Genomic DNA, 19,701 nt, shown 5'->3' with positions numbered 1-19,701 from the left:
GTGTTACTCGGCTGTTGTGATGTCAGAGCCGAACCATTTTTCCGAAATCTCGGTCAGGGTGCCGTCTTCTTTCAGCTTGGTGATCGCGGCGTCGAACCGGTCACGCAGGGCCTGACCTTCGTCATCGTTGCGGAAGGGCAGTGCGTTGCGGATCTCGCTGAAGGGTTTGCCCGCAAGCGCCAGCGGCAGCGGGCTTTCCGCGATCAGCTGGGCCGAGGAAACGCGGTCCATCACAAAGGCATCCACCCGACCAAGGGCCGTGTCTTGCGCAATGTTGCTTTCATAGGTGCGAATGTCGATCTCGCCCGCGTTCGGCAGCTCGTTCAGCAGTTCCTCGAAGTTGGAGCCGAGGTTGACCGCAACGGTCTTCCCGCTCAGATCCTCGACACTGCCGATGGTGTCTTCGTTGCCCTCTTTCACCACGACCTGCGCCCCGTCAAAGACATAGGGCTGCGAAAAGGCGAATTTCGCCTCGCGTTCGGGGGTGATGGTGATCTGGTTGGCGATCGTGTCGATGCGGCCAGATTCCAGCGCGCCGATCAGGCCGGAAAAGGACATGGTGACAAAGTTCACCTCGTCGCCGGTTTCCTTGGCGACGGCATTGATGAAATCGACCTCGAACCCTTGAAGCTCGTCAAGCTTTACGAAGGTAAAGGGAAAGTACCCGCCCGACATGCCGACATTCAGCGTCTCTGCCTGAGCAGCACTGACGCCGGTAGCAAGGGCGATTGCGGTGAGTGTGGCGTGTTTGATCATGATATTCTCCGTTACGTCTAAGGGGGAGGTAACATGACGCAGCCGCGCTTCAATGGCGCAGCGTCAAGCAAGTCCGCGGTGGTGTCATTCATCCTTGGTCAGGAATAAAATTCTGGCAAGGGCTTTGATCGCGAAACGCTGTTTCGGGGGTCGCAGCGGCGGAAGGGGCATTGCGGGAAGATATCAAGCGAATTAGCGCGCAATTGGGGGAATCACCAGCGCCGGATTGCACCGCATAAGCATCTGATCGGACAAAATAAAACCGCCGCAAAGTGGGAGGACTTTGCGGCGGGGAAATTCTTGTGGCTTTAGGCGTCGTGGTTAGCGCAGGGCAACCGCTTGCGAGGCAATACGGCGGATCTCGCCACGTGCAACACCGATATCTGCCAGATCCCGGTCATTCATCGCCGACAGCTCGCGGAAGGTCTGGCGTTTGGCGCGTTGGTCAGCGCTGTAGGCACGGAATGCATCAAGCGACTGGCGCAGCTTGGGCATCAGACCCGCAACAGGTGCGGCGGTATATGTGGATGTATAGCTCATTTCTTATTCTCTCTTTCACGTCTATGCGGCGGCCTATCCACCGCATTCGGTTTGGTATGTTCCGTCAGCGAAGCGCTGGCGGTTTAGGCTGCTGCCGTGCCGCGGGGTGCGGTGCGGAACAGGCCGGTAAACTTGCGCGATGCTTTGGCAACAGCGGCAGAGATATAGGCACTGCGCAGCGCGTTGGCTTCGGCAAGAAGACGGTCGACTTCGACCGGAGTGGCGGTTTTGTATGTAGCTTCGGTTTTCATTTTCCAGCTTTCCATTTCAGGGCTTCAATGCCCGTGACCGTCATATGTGCGCGGTGCAGCAAAGGTGCAAACCATAGTGGATATGCGGAAAATGCATGGCTTAAATGGCACAGTTTTGCCCCAATATCGCCCATATCCGGCCCCGAAACCGGCAGTTTTCGACTTCACCGTGAACGAAAGGGCCGCCCGAACGTTGGTAGCCCCTGAAACGGAGAGACCAACACAAGCCGGAGAAGACCCATGACCAAGCAATCGCCGCAGCAGCAACAATCCGCCCCACCCAAACCCGCGCCGGAAAAACCCCAGCCGGTGATATTTACGGATTACGCCAGCATCTGAAAGTGACAGGCGGCACGCTGCGGTATAAACAGCCGGTATGACCGACCCTGTTTCTTCCATCCGCAATCTTGGCCCCGCGTTCGAGGAAAGCTGCGCCCGTGCTGGCATCCACTCTGCGCAAGAGCTGCGCGATCTTGGTGCCGATGCAGCCTATGAGAGGTTGCTGCAAAATGGTCAGCGCCCCCACTTCATCGGGTACTATGTTCTGGTGATGGGGCTTCAGGGGCGCCCGTGGAACGACTGCAAGGGGGAAGAAAAGAAAGCCCTGCGGGTCAAGTTCGACGCGATCAAGGCCCGTGCCCATGATACCGGACGCTCTGAATTCGAACGCATGATGAACCTGATCGGTGTGCGCGAGGCGTAACGCGTCCCTGCGAAACCTGAAGGCGGCAGCGGAACGGCACTGCGCCCATAAGCGTTGGGTCGCTAACGTAGCCCCAACAGGATACCCTGCCCCATGCCACATTCCCCCGATGTTCAACACGACCTTGACCGGCTGCGTGGCCTTGCCCGTACGATGGATAGCGCCCTACGGGTGCCTGTTCTGGGCGTTCGGCTGGGCTGGGACAGCATCCTTGGCCTGATACCCGGTGTTGGCGACGTTCTGGCTTTGGCACCGGCGGGCTATATCTTGAAGGAAGCGCATCGCATGGGCGCAAGCCGGTCGGTTCTGGCGCGTATGGGGGCGAATGTGGGCATCGACCTTGCGATCGGTGCGATCCCCCTGATCGGTGACATCTTTGACGTGGGCTGGAAGGCAAACATCCGCAACGTCGATCTGTTGCACCGTCATCTTGAACAAACGGCACCGATGAAAACCGTGAGCCCTGTGGACGGTGAACTGTCGTCACACCATCCGACCCTTAAAGGCTGAACAGGTCGGTCGCCGCTATGTGATCCCCGTTGCATGAAAAAAGGGCCGCAGTTGCCTGCGACCCTTTTCATCTGTCCAAACCTGTGAAGGCTTAGCCAACCAGTTCCAGACCGGAGAAGAAATACGCGATTTCGACGGCGGCTGTTTCAGGCGCGTCGGACCCGTGAACGGAGTTTTCGCCAACGGATTCGGCGAATTCTGCGCGGATCGTGCCTTCGGCTGCGTCTGCTGGGTTGGTTGCGCCCATCACTTCGCGGTTTTTCGCGATGGCACCTTCGCCTTCGAGAACCTGAACAACAACAGGCTCGGACGCCATGAATTCGCACAGTTCGTCATAGAAAGGACGCTCGGCGTGCACGGCATAGAAAACGCCGGCTTGTGCCTTTGTCATGTGAATACGCTTTTGTGCGACGATGCGCAGGCCGGCTTCTTCGAATTTAGCGTTGATTTTGCCGGTCAGGTTGCGGCGTGTTGCGTCTGGTTTGATGATCGAGAATGTGCGCTCAAGGGCCATGATAGCTCTCCTAGGTGGGGTTGATTTGGCCGCTCCCTAGCATGGGTCATGCCCCGTGAAAAGCCGCGATTGACGCGGGGCCAGACATGGTTCACACCGCGTCCATGTTAAGCATTTCAGAAATCAACTATTCCGTCGAAGGCCGTCCCTTGTTCGAGGAAGCCAGCGCGGTTATCCCCGAAGGCCACAAAGTGGGTCTGGTCGGGCAAAACGGTGCGGGTAAAACCACGCTGTTCAAAATCATTCGCGGAGAGCTGTCGCTGGACGCGGGCGACATCAGTCTGCCCTCGCGCGCCAAGATCGGGGGCATCGCCCAAGAGGTCCCGTCCTCTGACGTGTCGCTGATCGATACGGTGCTGGCCGCCGATGTCGAACGCGCCGCCTTGATGCACGAGGCAGAGACAACGGATGATCCCGCGCGCATCGCCGAGGTGCAGACCCGCCTTGCCGATATCGACGCCTGGTCCGCCGAAGGCCGTGCCGCCGCGATCCTCAAGGGGCTCGGCTTTGACGACCATGATCAGCAGCAGCCCTGTTCGGCCTATTCGGGCGGCTGGCGGATGCGCGTGGCGCTGGCGGGCGTTCTGTTCGCGCAGCCGGATTTGCTGCTGTTGGACGAACCGACCAACTACCTTGATCTTGAAGGCGCGTTGTGGCTGGAAAACTACCTGTCGAAATACCCGCACACGGTGATCATCATCAGCCACGACCGTGGTCTGTTGAACCGTGCCGTCGGTGGTATCCTGCACCTCGAAGACCGTAAGCTCACGTATTATCAGGGTAATTACGACCAATTCGCGAAAATGCGGGCCGAAAAGCGCGCGCAGCTGACAGCGCAGGCGAAAAAGCAGCAAGCGCATAAGGCGCATATGCAGGCCTTTGTGGACCGCTTTAAGGCCAAGGCGTCCAAGGCGAAACAGGCGCAATCGCGAATGAAGGCCATCGAGAAGATGGTGACAATCACGCCGCCGGAAGAAGCCGCGCGCAAGGTCTTTACCTTCCCGCAGCCCGATGAGCTTTCACCGCCCATCATCAGTATCGAAGGCGGATCGACCGGCTATACCGAAGGCCAGCCCGTCCTGTCGCGCCTGAACCTGCGGATCGACCAAGACGACCGCATCGCGCTGTTGGGCAAAAACGGTCAGGGTAAATCTACCCTGTCAAAGCTGCTCTCCAACCGTTTGGTGTTGTTCGAGGGCAAGGCAATCAACTCCAGCAAGCTGCGCATCGGGTTCTTTGCACAGCATCAGGTGGATGAATTGATCGTCCATGAAACGCCGCTGCAGCATATGATCAGCGCGCGCCCCGGTGTGATGCAATCCAAGCTGCGCGCACAGCTGGCGGGGTTCGGTCTGGGGCCGGATCAGGCCGATACCGAAGTGGGGCGTTTGTCGGGGGGGCAAAAGGCGCGTCTGTCGCTGCTGCTCGCCACATTGGACGCACCGCATCTGCTGATCCTCGATGAGCCGACCAACCACCTTGATATCGAATCGCGCGAAGCGCTGGTCGAGGCGTTGACGCGCTATTCCGGTGCTGTGATCCTTGTCAGCCACGATATGCACCTTTTGTCGATGGTTGCGGACCGTCTGTGGCTGGTGTCGAACGGCACGGTCAAGCCCTATGAGGATGACCTCGAAGCCTATCGCAAGATGCTGTTGACCGTGGAAAAGCCCGTCAGCAAGAACCCCAAACCAGTCAAGGAAGCGCCAAAGCCCAAACGTGCCAACCGCGAAGACATCCTTGCCCTGCGCGCCGAAGTGCGCACGGCCGAGGCGCGGGTCACCAAGATCAACGACATGCGCGACAAGCTTGCGAAAAAGCTCGCGGACCCTGCCCTTTACGAAAAGGACAAAGTCGGCGAACTTGAGGTCTGGAACAAAAAATACGCCGAAGTCATGGCCGCGCTTGAACGGGCGGAAGCGATCTGGATGGGCGCGTTGGAAAAACTGGAAACCGCGTCGGCGTAATGCCAGCGCGGCGCAAGGGATAAGGACGGGGCTGGCCCCGGTGACGGTTTATGATGGCACTTGATCTGGCATTCATGATCACCGCGTTTGCGACGATGATCGTGATCATTGACCCCTTTGCGATTGGCCCGATGTTTCTGGCTCTGACCCCCGGTATGACACCGCGCCAGCGCCGGTTGATTGCGTGGCGGTCTGTGGTCATCGCGGGGCTGCTGCTGCTGGTCTTTGCTGCGTTTGGCGAGGCTGTGCTTGGCTTTATCGGGATCTCCATGCCCGCCTTCCGTGTCGCGGGCGGCGTGCTGCTGTTTCTGACCGCGCTTGATATGTTGTTCGACCGCCGCACGAAACGCCGCGAGGGCCATGCCGAGGCGGATGACGATCACGACGACCCATCGGTATTTCCGCTGGCCATTCCCTTGATCGCGGGCCCTGGCTCTATCGCGTCGGTGATCCTGTTGACGGGCGAGAAACCGGGCCTTGAAGGGCTGGTGACCGTCGTCGCGATCACTTTCGCCGTCCTGATCATCATGGGCATCACGATGCAGGCCAGCGGTTACCTTGAAAACGCTTTGGGCAAGGTCGGGATCAACGTGATCACGCGGCTTTTGGGGATGCTGCTTGCCGCGCTGTCGGTGCAATTCGTGCTCGACGGGCTTAGCGCCTTTGGTTTCGGACCGGGTCCGGGCTGACTTTTCCGCACCCTGCCCCCATATCTTTGGAAGATTGCCAAAGGATATACGATGCCGGACATTGAAACAGGACGTTTGATCTATCTGATCGTGCTCATGGCGATGGTCGCGGGCTGGTTCTTCATGCAAAGCCGTCAGGGCTGGAACAAGACGCTGCAACAGGTCGCGGTCTGGGCCATGATCTTTACCGGTGTCGCCGCGGGCTACGGCCTGTGGGAGGATATCAACCGGCAAGGCGACATCCCGCGCCAAGCCTATGAGGCCAGCACCGGCAGCGTCACCCTGCCACGCGCCCGCGACGGGCATTATTATCTGACGGCGACGATCAACGGCACGCCGCTCCGCTTTGTGGTGGACACCGGCGCGACGGATATGGTGCTGACCCGCGCCGATGCCGAAGCCGCAGGGCTCTCGCCCGATCGCCTGAACTATCTGGGCCGTGCCAGCACTGCCAATGGCGAAGTGCGCACCGCCTATGTGCGGCTGGACGAGGTTGAACTGGGCGGGGTGCGCGATACCGATGTGCCCGCGGTCGTGAACGAAGGCGAGATGCGGCAATCCTTGCTGGGGATGGGCTATCTGCAACGCTGGGGCCGGATCGAGATCACCAACGGAGAGTTGATCCTCACCCGTTGAAACATGGCGTAACGCCCTCAGGTCTCTGCCTTTTTCTCCCATCGGCCCGATTCCTCGGACCAGTATTGCGCAGAGGCTCCTGCGGCTTTCAGCGATTTCCACTGGTCCCGCGCGACGTTCAAGGCGTGGTCGTCCAGCCCATCGAACAGGATGCACACCCGATCCAGCGCCGCGACTTCCTGTGCCGACACGGCCGCGCCGTGGATCGAGAACACGCAGCTTACGTTATTCGGCGCGTGGGTGTCCGTGGTCAGCAAAACCGGCTGTTCGGCATCATGCGGCCCGCCGGCCAGACCATGAGGCAGAAAGCTATCCTCGGGCCCGCGCCACAGGGCGACGTCAAGCTGTTCCAGCAAGGATTGATCGGTGCCGCGTACCGCCACACGCCAGCCCGCGCCTTGGGCCTTGCCCAAAAGCATGGTCAGCGTTTCGACCAGCGGTCGCTGGGTCAGATGGTAGAAATACGCGGCACCCATCAGGTTTACTCTGTCTCGTAGAGGTTTGAAATCAATCGGTTCAACGCGGCAACGCCCCAGCCCGTGGCCCCGACGGGTGCCAGCGCCGTCTCGGATTTGACGGAGGCCACACCGGCGATATCAAGGTGAATCCACGGCGTGCCGTCCTTAATGAACCGTTGCAGGAATTGCGCCGCCGTGATCGACCCGGCAGGCCGCCCGCCGATGTTTTTCATGTCGGCGATGCGGCTTTTCAGCAGCTTGTCATACCCCGCGCCCAAGGGCATCCGCCACGCGCCTTCGCCCTCGGTTTGCGCGGCCTTGAGGAAGGCGTTGCACAGCGTATCGTCGTTCGAGAAAACCCCCGCATTGTCATGACCCAAGCCGATGATAATCGCGCCGGTCAGCGTGGCCAAATCGATCACGCCCGCGGGGTTGAACCGTTCTTGCGCGTACCAAAGCACATCACAAAGCACCAAACGGCCTTCGGCGTCGGTATTGATCACCTCGACCGTGTCGCCCTTCATCGTCTTGATCACGTCACCGGGGCGGGTTGCCGTGCTGGATGGCATGTTCTCTACGATACCGACAAGACCGACGACATTGGCCTTGGCCTTACGCAGGGCAAGGCTGCGCATCACGCCCGAGACAACGCCCGCGCCGCCCATATCCATGGTCATGTCTTCCATGCCCGCGCCCGGTTTCAGGCTGATGCCGCCGGTGTCGAACACCACGCCCTTGCCGACCAGCGCCAGCGGGGCCGCGTCTTTTTCGCCGCCGTTCCATTTCATCACCACGACGTAGGACGGGCTGGCCGACCCCTGCCCGACGCTGAGCAAGGTGCGCATCCCCAGCTCTTCCAGCTTGGCTTCGTCCAGCACTTCGACCTCAAGGCCGATTGAACTCATCTCGGCCAGACGGTCGGCGAATTCGGTGGTGGTCAGGATATTCGCGGGCTCGTTCGTCAGGTCGCGGGTCATAAAGGCACCGTCGGCGATGGCCAGCAGGGGCGCCGCAGCGGCTTCGACCTCTTCGGGTTTGGAATTCATGATCACGACCTGCCCCTTGCGTGGCTTGCCGTTGCTTTTGCGATCCTCGAACGTGTAGTCGCGCATGGCCAGTCCAAAGCAAAGCTCGGCCGCTTTGCGCAAGCCGCCCGTCAACACCAGCAGATCCGCATCGCCGCGCCGTTTCGCAAGCGCCGCACCGGCCGCGCGCAGGGCTTCCTGATCGGCGTTATTCGCCAATTGCACCACATCCACGGCTTCGGCCGCCATGCCGGTGGGAAAACCGAGGCTGACCGCATCGCCCGCTGACAATTTCGTGAAGCTGTCGCTGGCCACCAGACGTTCCAGCGCGCCTTTGGTCAGCTTGTTGATGCGACGCGCGGAGGGGTTGAGCTTGCCATCCGCGCCCACAGTCACAGCCACACGGCCCGTGTGGCCTGCGATCTGGTCAATATCGGTTTCGGTAAATGTCATTGGCGTCAATGCGGTCATCAGGTGAACCCCTTTTGTCTGAATTTCGCTTAGACGTATCCTGCGTGCGTCGTTAAGGCCAGATAGCAGTTTTCGTGGGCGGAAATTTACTTTATCGTCGGGCGAAAGTTCACCCGTGTTGATACCCAAGGGATGCAGATTGGCCAAGTTCGACCGCTATATGTTGTCCCAGTTCCTGATTTTGTTCAGTTTCTTTGCGTTGATCCTGGTGGCGATTTTCTGGATCAACCGCGCCGTGGTGCTGTTTGACCGGCTGATCGGCGACGGCCAGACGGCGCTGGTGTTTCTGGAATTTACCGTGCTGGGGCTGCCCAAGCTGATCACCACTGTGCTGCCGATCGCGACCTTTGCGGGGTCGGTCTATGTGATCAACCGGATGACCAGCGAATCCGAGCTGACGGTGCTGCAGGCAACGGGCACCAGCCCTTGGCGTCTGGCGCGGCCCGTGTTCGTCTATGGCCTATGCGTCGCGATCATGATGTCGGTGCTGACCCATCTGCTGTTGCCCCTGTCCAACGGACAGCTGTCTGAACGCGAGGCCGAGATTTCGCAGAATGTCACCGCGCGGCTGCTGACCGAAGGCACATTCCTGCACCCGACCTCCAAGGTTACATTCTATACCCGCGTGATCGACGCCGACGGGGTGTTGCGCGATGTGTTTCTGTCGGACCGACGCAACCCCGACGAGGGCGTGATCTATACCGCGTCCGAAGCCTATCTGATCCGCAATGGCGATGGCACGACGCTGATCATGGTCGATGGCATGGCGCAACGGCTTGAGATGGCCGGCAAGCGCCTGTCGACCGCCAAGTTCCGCGATTTCTCGTTCGATATCTCGGCATTGGTCAGCAGCGACAAACCCCGCACCCAATCCATCGACGCCATGACCACTGCCGAGATGTTTGCCCAGTGGGATCAGCTTGAGACGATCACCAAATCCAGCGCGGGCGAGATCGCAGAAGAGCTGACGGCGCGCTTTGCCTCGGCGGCGTTTTGTATGATCGCCGCGATGATCGGCTATGCGACACTGGTGCTCGGAGGGTTTTCGCGCTTCGGGGTCTGGCGCGAGATCGTGATTGCCTTTGGTCTGCTCATCGCGATTGACGGGTTGCGCGGCACTTTGGTCGAAACGGTGCGCGACGACGCCAGCCGCTGGCCGCTGCTGTTCCTGCCCAGCCTGATTGGCGCTGTGATTGTGATCGGGATGATCTGGCAAACGGCCCATCCGGGCTGGACCAAACGGATGGGCAAGCAAAGGGGCGTCGCATGATCCTGCATCTCTATTTCGCGCGCCGCTTTATTATGGGGTTTATCCTCATTTCCGCTGTGCTGTTCTCTCTGCTCGTGTTGGTGGATATGGTCGATCAGGCGCGCCGGTTCAGCAGCTACGATATCGGCTGGCTGCGCCTCTTCGGGATGACGTTGTTAAACACGCCTGAAACCATGAACCTGATCCTGCCGCTGATCATGATCCTTGCGACTGTGGTGTTGTTTTTGTCGCTGGCACGCTCGTCAGAACTGGTGGTGACCCGTGCCGCCGGCCGGTCAGCGCTCAGCGCGTTGCAGGCCCCGATCTGGGTGGCGTTCATCATTGGCGTGATGGCTGTGGGCATGTTGAACCCCATCGTTGCGGCGACCGCCAAACGTTACATCCAGCTCAGCGATAGCATTCGCGCGGGCGGGACCTCTGTCCTGTCGGTCAGCGACGAAGGGCTGTGGCTGCGCCAAGGCAGTGACGAGGGGCAGACCGTGATCCGCGCATGGCGGTCAAACAAGGACGCCTCGGTGCTTTATGATGTCACATTCCTCAGCTACGCGCCCGAGGGCGGTCCCGCACGCCGGATCGAAGCGGACAGCGCCGCGCTGGAGAATGGCATCTGGACGCTAACCGATGCGAAGTCATGGCCGCTTGAGGTGGGCGTGAACGCCGAAGGCGCGGCAGAGACATTTGACACGCTCACCCTGCCCTCGACCCTGACGCTGGACCGTATCCGCGACAGTATCACCGATCCCGGTGCCGTCTCGATCTATGATCTGCCCGATTACATCAAGCAGCTTGAACTGGCAGGCTTCAGCCCGCGTCGCCACAAGGTCTGGCTGCAGACCGAACTGGCGCGCCCGTTCTTTCTGGTTGCGATGGTTCTGGTTGCGAGCGCGTTTACCATGCGCCATACGAGGTTCGGAGGCACGGGCGTCGCGGTGCTGGCCTCTGTTCTGATGGGGTTCGGCTTGTATTTTATTCGCAGTTTTGCGCAAATTCTGGGGGAGAACGGGCAAATTCCGGTTCTTCTTGCGGCCTGGGCACCGCCTGTCGCGTCCATTCTTCTGGCGCTTGGTCTTCTACTTCATTCAGAGGATGGCTGACATGCGCCGTTTGCTCCTGACCCTTCTTGTCGCCCTTGGTCTGCCCGCTGCCGCGCAAGACAGCGAGCGTCCTGCCGTTCTGGTGGCCGATGACCTGTTCATCACCCGTGACCGGGAACTGGTCGCCCAAGGTAACGTAGAGGCGTTTCAAGGCACGACCCGCATCCGTGCCTCTGCGATCCGCTATAATGACGAAACCGGTGCCTTGGTGATCGAAGGGCCGATTGTGCTGAACGACGGTGATGGCACCGTCATTCTCGCGGATGCGGCAGAGCTGGATCAGGGGTTTCAGAACGGTCTGCTGCGCGGCGCACGTATGGTGCTGAACCAGCAGGTGCAGATGGCCGCCGTCCAGATCGACCGCGTCGAGGGGCGCTATAGCCAGCTGTACAAGACCGCCGTGACCTCTTGCAAAACCTGCAATGACGGCGAGCTGCCCCTCTGGCAGATCCGCGCGCGCCGCGTGGTGCATGATACCGAGGCGCAGCAACTGTATTTCGATGATGCGACTTTTCATATCCGGTCGGTGCCGGTGTTCTACCTGCCCCGTTTGCGGCTGCCCGACCCGACGCTGGACCGCGCGGACGGGTTTTTGGCCCCATCCATTCGCACCACGTCGCTGTTGGGCACGGGGCTGAAGCTGCCTTATTTCATCACCTTGGGCGAAAGTCGCGACCTGACCCTGACGCCCTATCTGTCGTCCTCGACCCGCACGCTTGAATTCCGCTATCGGCAGGCGTTCACCAATGGTGATATCGAGTTTAACGGGGCCTACACCCGCGATGACCAGCTGCCAGATGAGACCCGCGGCTATCTGTTCGGTGAAGGCAGCTTTGAGCTTGAGCGCGGCTACAAGCTGAGCTTCACGATCGAGGCCGTTAGTGACAGCTCTTACTTTACCGAATACGGCTATTCGGACGAGGACCGTTTGCGCAGTGACCTCACACTGTCACGCGCGCGACGTGACAGCTTTGTGCGTACCAGCCTTTACAACTTTGAAACCCTCCGCCCCGGAGAGTTGAACAGCACCCTGCCCACAGTCGTGATCGACGGCGAATTCGAACGGCGCTTTTTCCCCAAGGCATGGGGGGGCGAACTGCGGTTCGGGCTGGAGGCGCATAGCCATTGGCGCTCGTCCGATATGGATGTGATTGGCCGCGATGTATCGCGGATCAACGGGTCGCTAAAATATCTGCGTCGCTTCACCCATCGCTCCGGCTTGGTCACCGATGCGCAGGTCGGCACGACGTTCAATTTCTTCGACATCACCCAAGACGATACCTTTGCGCAGAACCATAGCGACATCGCGCCTTTCGCAGCGGTCGGTCTAAGCTACCCGATGGCACGCCGCGAGGCTGGTGGTGCGTCGCAGGTGCTGACGCCTGTGGTGCAACTGGGGTGGACCGATGGCAGCCGGCTCGACATTCCGAACGAGGAAAGCACCCGCGTTGAATTCGATCAGGGTAACATCCTGTCACTCTCGCGCTTTCCGCGCCCCGACCGGCGCGAACGCGGCACAACCGCGGCAGTGGCGGTGAACTGGTCGCGCTTTGACCCCAATGGCTGGGACACCTATGTCGCGGTCGGTCAGGTGTTCCGCAGCATCAGCGACCCTGCCTTTACCGATACGTCCGGCCTGTCGGGCGTGCGCTCTGACGTGCTGCTGGCGGGGCAGATCAAGAATAACGCGGGTCTTTCGCTGACCGCGCGGACCTTGGTCGACTCCGATTTCGACATCTCCAAGGCGGAACTGCGCGGCGGGTGGAGCTTTGGCAAAACCACCGTCGAAGGCACCTATGTCTGGCTCGAGGCGGATACTGCCGAAGACCGGACCGAAGCGATTTCCGAGGTGTCGCTTGACGGCAGCTACGACATCAACAAGCAATGGTCCGCCAGCGCCGACGTGCGCTATGACGTGCAAAACAGTACAGCGGCGACGGCTGGGCTTGGCCTGACCTACAATAATGAATGTGTAAGCGTCGACCTTTCGGTGCGCCGCCGCTATACCTCCTCAACAAGTGTTGAGCCCTCTACCGATATCGGGTTTAACATCGGCCTGCGGGGCTTCTCGGCCTCCAACGGAACAGAAAGATATGAGCGATCATGTGGGAAATAAGTAAGATGAACCTGAACCGTCTGACACGAAGCATCGCCGTCCTTGGGCTGGGGCTGATGACCGCCGCCCCCGTTTCGGCGCAGAACCTCTTTGCGCCCGTCGCCAAGGTGAATGAATCCGTTGTAACCGAATTCGAAGTCCAGCAGCGCCAGCGCTTTCTTGAAGTGTTGAACGCACCGGGGGCGACCCGCGAAGGGGCGCTGACCTCGCTGATCGACGAACGCCTGCGCAACGAGGCCGTGGCCGAAGCGGGCATCGAACTGACGCCGCAGGGCATCGAAGACAGCCTTGCCGAATTCGCCTCGCGCGCGGATCTGAGCACCGAAGAATTCACCCAGGCGCTTGGTCAATCCGGCGTCTCGCGCGAAACGTTTCGCGATTTCGTCGTAAACTCGGTCGGGTGGCGTGAACTGGTGCGTGCCCGCTATGCCAGCCGCGTGCAGATCACCGACGCTGAAATCAACCGCGCTTTGGGCGAAACACAAGGTAGCGGTGTGCGCGTTCTCGTGTCCGAGATCATCATTCCCGCTCCGCCCCAGCAAGCCGCACGGGTGAACGCGCTGGCCGAACAAATCTCGCAATCCAAATCAACGGCAGAGTTTTCGAACTACGCCAGCCGCTATTCCGCGACCGCATCGCGCGGGCGTGGCGGGCGGCTGCCGTGGCAGAACCTGACCGATCTGCCGCCAAGCCTGCAGCCGCTGATCCTGAACCTCGCTCCGGGCGAGGTTACCGACCCGCTGCCGATCCCCAACGCCGTGGCACTGTTCCAACTGCGCGACATCGAGGAAACCAGCGTCGCCGCGCCGACCTATTCCGAGATTGAATACGCTGCCTATTACATCCCCGGTGGCCGCACAGAACCCGCGCTGGCACAGGCGGCGCAGATCCGTGGCCGCATCGATACCTGCGATGACCTTTACGGCATCGCCAAAGGCCAGCCCGCCGAAGTGTTGGAGCGTGTGAAAAAAGCCCCCTCGGACATCCCGCAGGACGTGGCGATTGAACTGTCCAAGCTCGACACGGGCGAAGTTTCGACCACGCTGACCCGTGCCAATGGTCAGACGCTGATGCTGCTGATGATGTGTGGGCGTACCGCCGCCGCCAATGCCTCTGCCTCGCGCGAGGATGTGACCAATGCGCTGCGCCAGGAACGGCTGACCGGCTATGCCGAACAGCTGCTGGAGCAATTGCGGGCCGACGCGCGCATCGTTCGCAAATGACCCAAGCCAAGACGGGCTTGGCCGACAAGCCGGTTGTGATCTCTTGCGGCGAACCCTCTGGCATCGGACCAGAGGTCGCCGCACGGGCCTGGGCGATGCTGGCGGGCGAAGTGCCGCTCGCCTGGATCGGGGATCCGCGCCACCTGCCCCAAGACATTCCCCATTGCATTATCGACAGCGCGTCGGACGCGCTTGCCGCGGGCAGCGACGCTTTGCCCGTGCTGCGCCACGACTTTGCCGCCGGTGCCGTCGCGGGCAAGCCGGACCCCGCCAATGCGCAGGGAGTGATCGACGTGATCGCGCGCGGTGTTGACCTGGTGCGCAGCGGTGCCGCATCTGCGCTGACCACCGCGCCCATTCACAAAAAGGCGCTGAAAGACGGGGCCGGTTTTGCCTATCCGGGCCACACCGAATACCTTGCCGCGCTGGCGGGCGGAAGCGATGTGGTGATGATGCTTGCCTCTGACCAACTGCGGGTGGTGCCGGCCACAATCCATATCGCGCTGGATCAGGTCCCCAATGTGCTGACCCCCGCCCATCTGCGCCGCGTGATAGAGATTACAGCGGCGGGGCTTCGCTCTCAATTCGGGATCAAGGCCCCCAGGATCGCCATCGCAGGTCTGAACCCCCATGCGGGCGAAGGCGGTACGATGGGTCGTCAGGAAGCAGATTGGATGACGGCGCTGGTCACCCGGATGCAGAGCGAAGGCTATGACCTGAGCGGCCCGCACCCTGCCGATACGATGTTCCACGCCGCCGCACGGGCGCGCTATGACGCGGCGATTGCCATGTATCACGATCAGGCGCTGATCCCGATCAAGACGCTGGATTTCGACCGCGGCGTCAATGTGACGCTCGGTCTGCCGTTCATCCGCACCTCGCCCGATCACGGCACCGCCTTTGATATCGCGGGTCAGGGCATCGCAAACCCCACCAGCATGGTCGAGGCGCTGCGCATGGCCTATCGCATGGCGCAATCATGACCCCGCGCCCCCAGAACCCTTCTGTTTCACAGGTCCAAGAATGAGCACAATCGACAACCTGCCGCCCCTGCGCGAGGTGATCAATACCCATGACCTGAAGGCGCGCAAATCGCTGGGCCAGAACTTTCTGCTCGACCTGAACCTCACCGCCAAGATCGCGCGACAAGCGGGCGATATGACCGAATGTGATGTGCTTGAAATCGGGCCGGGCCCCGGGGGGTTGACGCGCGGGTTGCTATCCGAAGGCGCGCGCCGCGTGCTGGCGATCGAGAAAGACAAACGCTGCCTGCCCGCTTTGGCCGAGATCGCCGAGGCCTATCCCGACCGTCTGACGGTGATCGAAGGTGACGCCCTTGAAATCGACCCGCTGGCCCATCTGACCCCACCGATCCGTATTGCGGCGAACCTGCCTTATAACGTGGGGACAGAGCTGCTGGTGCGCTGGTTGACCCCGCAGGAATGGCCACCGTTCTGGCAAAGCCTGACGTTGATGTTCCAGCGCGAAGTGGCAGAGCGGATCGTGGCCAAGCCCGGCTCCAAGGCCTATGGCCGTCTGGCGCTGCTTGCACAGTGGCGGGCCGATGCGCGTATCGTGCTGAACCTGCCACCCGAGGCGTTTACCCCGCCGCCCAAAGTCTCCTCCGCTGTGGTGCATCTGACGGCCCTGCCCCAACCCCGCTTTCCGGCGGATCCTGATGTGTTGAACCGCGTTGTGGCGGCCGCGTTTAATCAGCGGCGCAAAATGCTACGCTCTGCCCTCAAAGGAACCGCACCGGATATCGAGGATCGTTTGCTTGCGGCCGGATTGAAACCGACGGAGCGCGCCGAACAGGTGCCGCTGGAAGGTTTCTGCGCGCTGGCCCGCGAAATCGCCAAGGGCTAAGGCCACCACAACACACTCACCGTCCGAAACGCAAAAGGCCCCGCAATCGCGGGGCCTTTGTTACGATATCAAAGCGTTTATTCAGCCGCTTCGGGCTGGTCGCCACTGTTGTCCTTGGCCGGTTCGCTCGCCTCTGCCTTGGGGGCAGGTTTGCGGCGCGGCGCGCGTCGGGGCTTGGGCTTGTTCTCGGGCGTGTCCACCAGATTGTCCTCTGCCGCACTGCCGTCTTGCGTATCATCGCCATCCGACTTGGGCGCGCTGTCCGACTTAGGGGCATTATCATTCTGGTTGTTGCTGCGGCTGCGGCGGCGCTTGGGGGCATCGCCCTTGGCGTTGTCCTGCTGGGGCGCATCGGATTTGTCGCCCGTATCTGCTTCCGCGGCAGGTTGATCCGCAGTGTTCTGACCGGCTTGGGCAGCTTCGCGTTCCTGACGCTCTACCCGCTCGCGGTCCCGCTCTGCCTGACGTTCGCGGTTCTCGCGTTCTTGCTGATCGCGACGCTGGTCAATCTCGCGTTGTGCTTCGGACAGCATCCGCAGGTAATGTTCGGCGTGCTGCTGGAAGTTCTCTGCCGCCACGCGGTCGTTGCTCAGCTGGGCATCACGCGCCAACTGGTTGTATTTCTCGATAATCTGCTGCGGCGTGCCGCGGACCTTGCCTTCGGGGCCAGAACTGTCGAAAACGCGGTTAACGACGTTGCCACCTTGCGGCTGACGGTTGCGATTATTCTTGGACCGGGACCGTGATCTGGAAGATTTCATGTAATCAGTTCAGCCTTGTTATGCTGGGCTTCGGAATAAGCTGCCGGACGCAGTCGCGTCCCTGAAAAGCTAGCTTTACGCTCTGTTGGGCTTAACGCCGCGCGGGACCGCCCAAAAGGCATCCACCGCTGCAACATCCTTGAATAAGCACGGCAAATGATTTGGAGCAAGTGGAAATTGGCGAAAAACACCCCCAAATGACAAGTTTTGGCGTGTTTATGCTGGCGTATCGGCCCAAAGGACACGGTCGCGCCCGCCCAGATCGGGCAAGATGCGCACCCGGCCCCAACCGGCCGCCTCAAAGATCGCTTTCACATCGGCACCCTGTTGCCAGCCGATTTCTGCCAGAACGCGACCTGTGGGCGTCAGATACCCCTGTGCCTGCGCGGCGATGATACGGTACACACTCAACCCGTCCTGCCCGTCGGTCAATGCCATCTCGGGTTCATGCAAGCGCAGTTCGGGCGAAACATCCGCCATCTCGCTTTGTGCCAGATATGGCGGGTTGGAGACGATCAGATCGAACCGCCCTTCGGCCGCGCTGAACCAATCCGATTGCTTGATCTCCGCGCGTGCCTGCACCCCGTGCAACACCGCATTGGCGCTGGCCTGCAGACAGGCAGCTTCGGACAGATCAAGGCCCACGCCGCGTGCATCTTGCTGTTCGGCCAGAAGCGTCACCAGAATACAGCCCGATCCGGTGCCCAGATCAAGCACCCGTTCAAAGCGCTCGGACAGCGCCAGTTCAATAAGGGATTCGGTCTCGGGCCGCGGGTCCAGCACATCGCGGCTGACCTTGAAATCGCGCCCGTAGAACGCCCGCTGCCCTACCAGATGCGAGACCGGCACGCGCACCGCCCGCAAGGCGATCAGCTTTTCGTAGCGTTCGGCAATATCCGGCGCGATTTCCTCGGGCGCGATCAACGTCACCCGCGCCGCATCGACTGACGCCGCATGCGCCAGCAAGATCCGCGCATCCCGTGCGGGGTCAGGCACGCCCGCCGCGCGCAATCGCGCTGTGGCGGCGACCATGGCTTGCGCGGCGGTTGGCGCGCTCACTGCCCCATCTCGGCCAGCAGCTGCGCCTGCGCATCCGCGGTCAGCGCATCGACAATCTCGTCCAGATCGCCCTGCATCACGGCTTCAAGCCGGTAGAGGGTGAGGTTGATCCGGTGGTCGGTCAGGCGCCCTTGCGGGAAGTTATAGGTCCGGATCCGTTCAGACCGGTCCCCCGACCCCACCTGCGCGGCACGGCTGGCCGATCGTTCACTGTCCACCCGCTGACGCTCCATATCATAAAGCCGTGCTTTCAGCACCTGCATCGCAATCTCGCGGTTGCGGTGCTGCGATTTCTCGGAAGACGTCACCACCAGCCCCGTCGGCAGGTGGGTGATGCGCACGGCAGAATCGGTGGTGTTGACGTGTTGCCCGCCCGCCCCTGAACTGCGCATCGTATCGATCCGCAGATCATTGGCGTCGATGTGAATATCCACATCCTCTGCCTCTGGCAGAACGGCGACAGTCGCGGCAGAGGTATGGATACGCCCGCCGCTTTCGGTAGAGGGCACACGCTGCACGCGGTGCACACCGGATTCGTATTTCAGACGGGCAAAGACATTCTCGCCCTTGATATGGGCCACGACCTCTTTGACGCCGCCGAGCTCGGTGAACTGTTGTTCGATCAGCTCGACCTTCCAACCCCGCGCCTCGGCATAGCGTTGATACATGCGCAGCAGATCAGCGGCGAAAAGTGCTGCCTCATCCCCGCCGGTCCCGGGGCGGATCTCCAGCATTGCGGGCTTTTTGTCGGCCTCGTCCCGCGGCAGCAGCGCGAGCTGCAAATCAGCCTCTGCTTGCGGCAAGGCGGCTTTCAGGCGCGGCAGCTCTTCCTCGGCCAGCTCCGCCATCTCGGGGTCTTTCAACATGGCGCGGGCGTCGTCCATGTCTTGGAGCAACTGGCGATAGGCGTCGATCTGTTCGACCACAGGGCGCAGATCGGCGTATTCCTTGGCCAGCTTGGCAAAATCCGCCCCGTCAGAGCCAGCAGACATCGACGCCTCCAGAAACTGGAAACGTTGGGTGATTTGGGCAAGGCGGTCCATGGGGATCATACCGCTGGATGTCGCTGATGAAGCGGCTATGGTCAAGACCCAGCCTGTGCTATGATGCCCCTATGAAACGCATTTCGCTGGTTTTCAGTCTGATCTGCCTTGCCCCGTCGCTTGCGGCGGACCCTGCGCCCTCGGGGCGCAAAACGGTTGAGTGCTATTGCACCGACCGCAACGGCCAGCGGGTCGAGCTGGGGCAAACGATCTGCCTCGATGTCAACGGTCGCCGCTTTGCCGCGCAATGCCAGATGTCACTGAATGTGCCCATGTGGCGCGATATCGGCGAGGCCTGCCCCGGCCTCGCACAGCGCCTAGACCCCGGCTTGGGCCAGAACCCGCTTCAAACGCTTGCCGTTCACACCCATATCTGACTTGCCAAAACGCAGCCGCCCATAGACCACCGCGCGGCTCTGATCCTTCCCGTCAACGGGGGTGACCGCGACGCTGGTGTAATCGGGAAAGCCCCAGAAGCCCGAGCGTGTGACATAAAGCGCCTGACCTGCGTTGCTTTCGATCCGCTGGGTTCGGGGCAACGACAGCATCGCGTCCTCAAACCGGTTCAAGAACGCCGTGCCATCGCCTTCAACCTCGCGCACGGCCATAAAGCCCCCCGCCGAGGGGTAATCACCGGGGGCCTTGTCGACCGCGCCCAATTCCCACCGGGCCGCGGGGGCGGGTGCAAGGCGGATGAACGCCTGCAAGGCGACGAAAATCGCCAGTGCGATCCAGAAAAATGCCATCAT

At 61.1% G+C, this 19,701-nt stretch carries 22 protein-coding genes; 12 read left to right on the top strand and 10 right to left on the bottom strand.

The genetic code is table 11. The features are described 5' to 3' along the window. Positions 1–3: 3 nt before the first annotated feature. The 3 genes from EE36_RS14705 to EE36_RS14695 form a co-directional block, all read right to left on the bottom strand. Positions 4–756: an amino acid ABC transporter substrate-binding protein gene (locus tag EE36_RS14705; RefSeq protein ID WP_005853554.1), complete on the bottom strand. Its 753-nt coding sequence runs from the start codon at positions 754–756 to the stop codon at positions 4–6. Between the two features lie 321 nt (positions 757–1,077). After that, complete coding sequence (locus EE36_RS14700; protein ID WP_005853553.1) at positions 1,078–1,296, bottom strand: DUF1127 domain-containing protein; 219 nt, start codon at positions 1,294–1,296, stop codon at positions 1,078–1,080. 83 nt (positions 1,297–1,379) lie between these two features. Next, positions 1,380–1,547 carry an RSP_7527 family protein gene (locus EE36_RS14695; protein WP_235183784.1) on the bottom strand — a complete coding sequence of 56 codons (168 nt, stop codon included), beginning with the start codon at positions 1,545–1,547 and terminating at the stop codon, positions 1,380–1,382. Between the two features lie 376 nt (positions 1,548–1,923). On the opposite strand from EE36_RS14695, the gene EE36_RS14690 reads away from it, so the two are divergent. Together EE36_RS14690 and EE36_RS14685 are read left to right on the top strand one after the other, a co-directional pair. Next, positions 1,924–2,250 (top strand): TfoX/Sxy family protein, encoded by a 327-nt coding sequence (locus EE36_RS14690; protein ID WP_005853551.1) that lies wholly within the window; start codon positions 1,924–1,926, stop codon positions 2,248–2,250. A gap of 93 nt (positions 2,251–2,343) precedes the next feature. After that, the gene (locus tag EE36_RS14685) at positions 2,344–2,760 is read left to right on the top strand and encodes a DUF4112 domain-containing protein (RefSeq protein ID WP_005853550.1); all 417 of its coding nucleotides are present in this window, start codon (positions 2,344–2,346) and stop codon (positions 2,758–2,760) included. A 91-nt stretch (positions 2,761–2,851) separates the two neighbouring features. Here EE36_RS14685 and ndk read toward each other — a convergent pair whose 3' ends face one another. Continuing rightward, entirely contained in the window at positions 2,852–3,274 is a 423-nt protein-coding gene (gene ndk, locus EE36_RS14680) for a nucleoside-diphosphate kinase (RefSeq protein WP_005853549.1), read from the bottom strand. A 104-nt stretch (positions 3,275–3,378) separates the two neighbouring features. On the opposite strand from ndk, the gene EE36_RS14675 reads away from it, so the two are divergent. Genes EE36_RS14675 through EE36_RS14665 form a run of 3 tightly spaced genes read left to right on the top strand, consistent with a single transcriptional unit; the run spans position 3,379 to position 6,566 of the window. Continuing rightward, a complete protein-coding gene (locus tag EE36_RS14675; protein WP_037945024.1) occupies positions 3,379–5,241 on the top strand; it encodes an ABC-F family ATP-binding cassette domain-containing protein in 1,863 nt (620 codons plus the stop codon). A 53-nt stretch (positions 5,242–5,294) separates the two neighbouring features. Next, the gene (locus EE36_RS14670; RefSeq protein WP_009824621.1) at positions 5,295–5,930 is read left to right on the top strand and encodes a MarC family protein; all 636 of its coding nucleotides are present in this window, start codon (positions 5,295–5,297) and stop codon (positions 5,928–5,930) included. 51 nt (positions 5,931–5,981) lie between these two features. Then, entirely contained in the window at positions 5,982–6,566 is a 585-nt protein-coding gene (locus EE36_RS14665) for a TIGR02281 family clan AA aspartic protease (protein ID WP_005853546.1), read from the top strand. Between the two features lie 17 nt (positions 6,567–6,583). Here the strand turns inward: EE36_RS14665 and EE36_RS14660 are convergent, their stop codons facing one another. Together EE36_RS14660 and EE36_RS14655 are read right to left on the bottom strand one after the other, a co-directional pair. Further along, entirely contained in the window at positions 6,584–7,042 is a 459-nt protein-coding gene (locus tag EE36_RS14660) for a DNA polymerase III subunit chi (RefSeq protein ID WP_005853545.1), read from the bottom strand. A gap of 5 nt (positions 7,043–7,047) precedes the next feature. Beyond that, the gene (locus EE36_RS14655; protein WP_005853544.1) at positions 7,048–8,520 is read right to left on the bottom strand and encodes a leucyl aminopeptidase; all 1,473 of its coding nucleotides are present in this window, start codon (positions 8,518–8,520) and stop codon (positions 7,048–7,050) included. Between the two features lie 139 nt (positions 8,521–8,659). On the opposite strand from EE36_RS14655, the gene lptF reads away from it, so the two are divergent. From lptF to rsmA, 6 genes are read left to right on the top strand one after another with little or no spacing between them, the layout of a single operon-like run. Then, the gene (lptF, locus tag EE36_RS14650) at positions 8,660–9,790 is read left to right on the top strand and encodes an LPS export ABC transporter permease LptF (protein ID WP_005853543.1); all 1,131 of its coding nucleotides are present in this window, start codon (positions 8,660–8,662) and stop codon (positions 9,788–9,790) included. After that, the gene (lptG, locus tag EE36_RS14645) at positions 9,787–10,884 is read left to right on the top strand and encodes an LPS export ABC transporter permease LptG (RefSeq protein ID WP_005853542.1); all 1,098 of its coding nucleotides are present in this window, start codon (positions 9,787–9,789) and stop codon (positions 10,882–10,884) included. The genes lptF and lptG overlap by 4 nt, the downstream gene beginning before the upstream one ends. Position 10,885: 1 nt before the next feature. After that, positions 10,886–13,000: an LPS-assembly protein LptD gene (gene lptD, locus EE36_RS14640; RefSeq protein ID WP_005853541.1), complete on the top strand. Its 2,115-nt coding sequence runs from the start codon at positions 10,886–10,888 to the stop codon at positions 12,998–13,000. Positions 13,001–13,005: 5 nt separating this feature from the next. Further along, the gene (locus tag EE36_RS14635) at positions 13,006–14,223 is read left to right on the top strand and encodes a peptidylprolyl isomerase (protein WP_005853540.1); all 1,218 of its coding nucleotides are present in this window, start codon (positions 13,006–13,008) and stop codon (positions 14,221–14,223) included. Then, positions 14,220–15,206: a 4-hydroxythreonine-4-phosphate dehydrogenase PdxA gene (pdxA, locus tag EE36_RS14630; protein ID WP_005853539.1), complete on the top strand. Its 987-nt coding sequence runs from the start codon at positions 14,220–14,222 to the stop codon at positions 15,204–15,206. The genes EE36_RS14635 and pdxA overlap by 4 nt, the downstream gene beginning before the upstream one ends. Before the next feature lie 40 nt (positions 15,207–15,246). After that, complete coding sequence (gene rsmA / locus EE36_RS14625; protein WP_005853538.1) at positions 15,247–16,089, top strand: 16S rRNA (adenine(1518)-N(6)/adenine(1519)-N(6))-dimethyltransferase RsmA; 843 nt, start codon at positions 15,247–15,249, stop codon at positions 16,087–16,089. A 77-nt stretch (positions 16,090–16,166) separates the two neighbouring features. Here rsmA and EE36_RS14620 read toward each other — a convergent pair whose 3' ends face one another. The 3 genes from EE36_RS14620 to prfA form a co-directional block, all read right to left on the bottom strand. Then, a complete protein-coding gene (locus EE36_RS14620; protein ID WP_005853537.1) occupies positions 16,167–16,850 on the bottom strand; it encodes a DUF4167 domain-containing protein in 684 nt (227 codons plus the stop codon). Between the two features lie 216 nt (positions 16,851–17,066). Next, the gene (gene prmC, locus EE36_RS14615; RefSeq protein WP_005853536.1) at positions 17,067–17,909 is read right to left on the bottom strand and encodes a peptide chain release factor N(5)-glutamine methyltransferase; all 843 of its coding nucleotides are present in this window, start codon (positions 17,907–17,909) and stop codon (positions 17,067–17,069) included. After that, a complete protein-coding gene (prfA, locus tag EE36_RS14610; RefSeq protein WP_005853534.1) occupies positions 17,906–18,961 on the bottom strand; it encodes a peptide chain release factor 1 in 1,056 nt (351 codons plus the stop codon). The genes prmC and prfA overlap by 4 nt, the downstream gene beginning before the upstream one ends. A gap of 62 nt (positions 18,962–19,023) precedes the next feature. Here prfA and EE36_RS17395 point away from each other — a divergent pair, with 62 nt between their 5' ends. After that, the gene (locus EE36_RS17395) at positions 19,024–19,329 is read left to right on the top strand and encodes a hypothetical protein (RefSeq protein ID WP_083776471.1); all 306 of its coding nucleotides are present in this window, start codon (positions 19,024–19,026) and stop codon (positions 19,327–19,329) included. Here the strand turns inward: EE36_RS17395 and EE36_RS14605 are convergent. Further along, on the bottom strand, positions 19,270–19,701 hold the full coding sequence (locus EE36_RS14605; RefSeq protein WP_005853531.1) for a DUF1499 domain-containing protein: 432 nt from the start codon (positions 19,699–19,701) through the stop codon (positions 19,270–19,272). The genes EE36_RS17395 and EE36_RS14605 overlap by 60 nt on opposite strands.

Source organism: Sulfitobacter sp. EE-36 (assembly GCF_000152605.1).
Lineage (GTDB): Bacteria > Pseudomonadota > Alphaproteobacteria > Rhodobacterales > Rhodobacteraceae > Sulfitobacter > Sulfitobacter pontiacus.
The sequence above is the reverse complement of the archived record's forward strand: the minus strand, read 5'-3'. Positions and strand labels throughout refer to the sequence as shown.

Bases quoted from the DNA above. Each gene is read 5' to 3' on its own strand.
- rsmA (WP_005853538.1), top strand. From the start codon at position 15,247: ATGAGCACAATCGACAACCTGCCGCCCCTGCGCGAGGTGATCAATACC.
- EE36_RS14660 (WP_005853545.1), bottom strand. From the start codon at position 7,042: ATGGGTGCCGCGTATTTCTACCATCTGACCCAGCGACCGCTGGTCGAA.
- EE36_RS14620 (WP_005853537.1), bottom strand. From the start codon at position 16,850: ATGAAATCTTCCAGATCACGGTCCCGGTCCAAGAATAATCGCAACCGT.
- EE36_RS14655 (WP_005853544.1), bottom strand. From the start codon at position 8,520: ATGACCGCATTGACGCCAATGACATTTACCGAAACCGATATTGACCAG.
- EE36_RS14635 (WP_005853540.1), top strand. From the start codon at position 13,006: ATGAACCTGAACCGTCTGACACGAAGCATCGCCGTCCTTGGGCTGGGG.
- EE36_RS14705 (WP_005853554.1), bottom strand. From the start codon at position 756: ATGATCAAACACGCCACACTCACCGCAATCGCCCTTGCTACCGGCGTC.
- EE36_RS14670 (WP_009824621.1), top strand. From the start codon at position 5,295: ATGGCACTTGATCTGGCATTCATGATCACCGCGTTTGCGACGATGATC.
- EE36_RS14605 (WP_005853531.1), bottom strand. From the start codon at position 19,701: ATGATGGCATTTTTCTGGATCGCACTGGCGATTTTCGTCGCCTTGCAG.
- EE36_RS14700 (WP_005853553.1), bottom strand. From the start codon at position 1,296: ATGAGCTATACATCCACATATACCGCCGCACCTGTTGCGGGTCTGATG.
- ndk (WP_005853549.1), bottom strand. From the start codon at position 3,274: ATGGCCCTTGAGCGCACATTCTCGATCATCAAACCAGACGCAACACGC.
- EE36_RS14665 (WP_005853546.1), top strand. From the start codon at position 5,982: ATGCCGGACATTGAAACAGGACGTTTGATCTATCTGATCGTGCTCATG.
- lptG (WP_005853542.1), top strand. From the start codon at position 9,787: ATGATCCTGCATCTCTATTTCGCGCGCCGCTTTATTATGGGGTTTATC.
- lptD (WP_005853541.1), top strand. From the start codon at position 10,886: ATGCGCCGTTTGCTCCTGACCCTTCTTGTCGCCCTTGGTCTGCCCGCT.
- EE36_RS14695 (WP_235183784.1), bottom strand. From the start codon at position 1,547: ATGAAAACCGAAGCTACATACAAAACCGCCACTCCGGTCGAAGTCGAC.
- EE36_RS14690 (WP_005853551.1), top strand. From the start codon at position 1,924: ATGACCGACCCTGTTTCTTCCATCCGCAATCTTGGCCCCGCGTTCGAG.
- EE36_RS14685 (WP_005853550.1), top strand. From the start codon at position 2,344: ATGCCACATTCCCCCGATGTTCAACACGACCTTGACCGGCTGCGTGGC.
- EE36_RS14675 (WP_037945024.1), top strand. From the start codon at position 3,379: ATGTTAAGCATTTCAGAAATCAACTATTCCGTCGAAGGCCGTCCCTTG.
- pdxA (WP_005853539.1), top strand. From the start codon at position 14,220: ATGACCCAAGCCAAGACGGGCTTGGCCGACAAGCCGGTTGTGATCTCT.
- prfA (WP_005853534.1), bottom strand. From the start codon at position 18,961: ATGATCCCCATGGACCGCCTTGCCCAAATCACCCAACGTTTCCAGTTT.
- EE36_RS17395 (WP_083776471.1), top strand. From the start codon at position 19,024: ATGAAACGCATTTCGCTGGTTTTCAGTCTGATCTGCCTTGCCCCGTCG.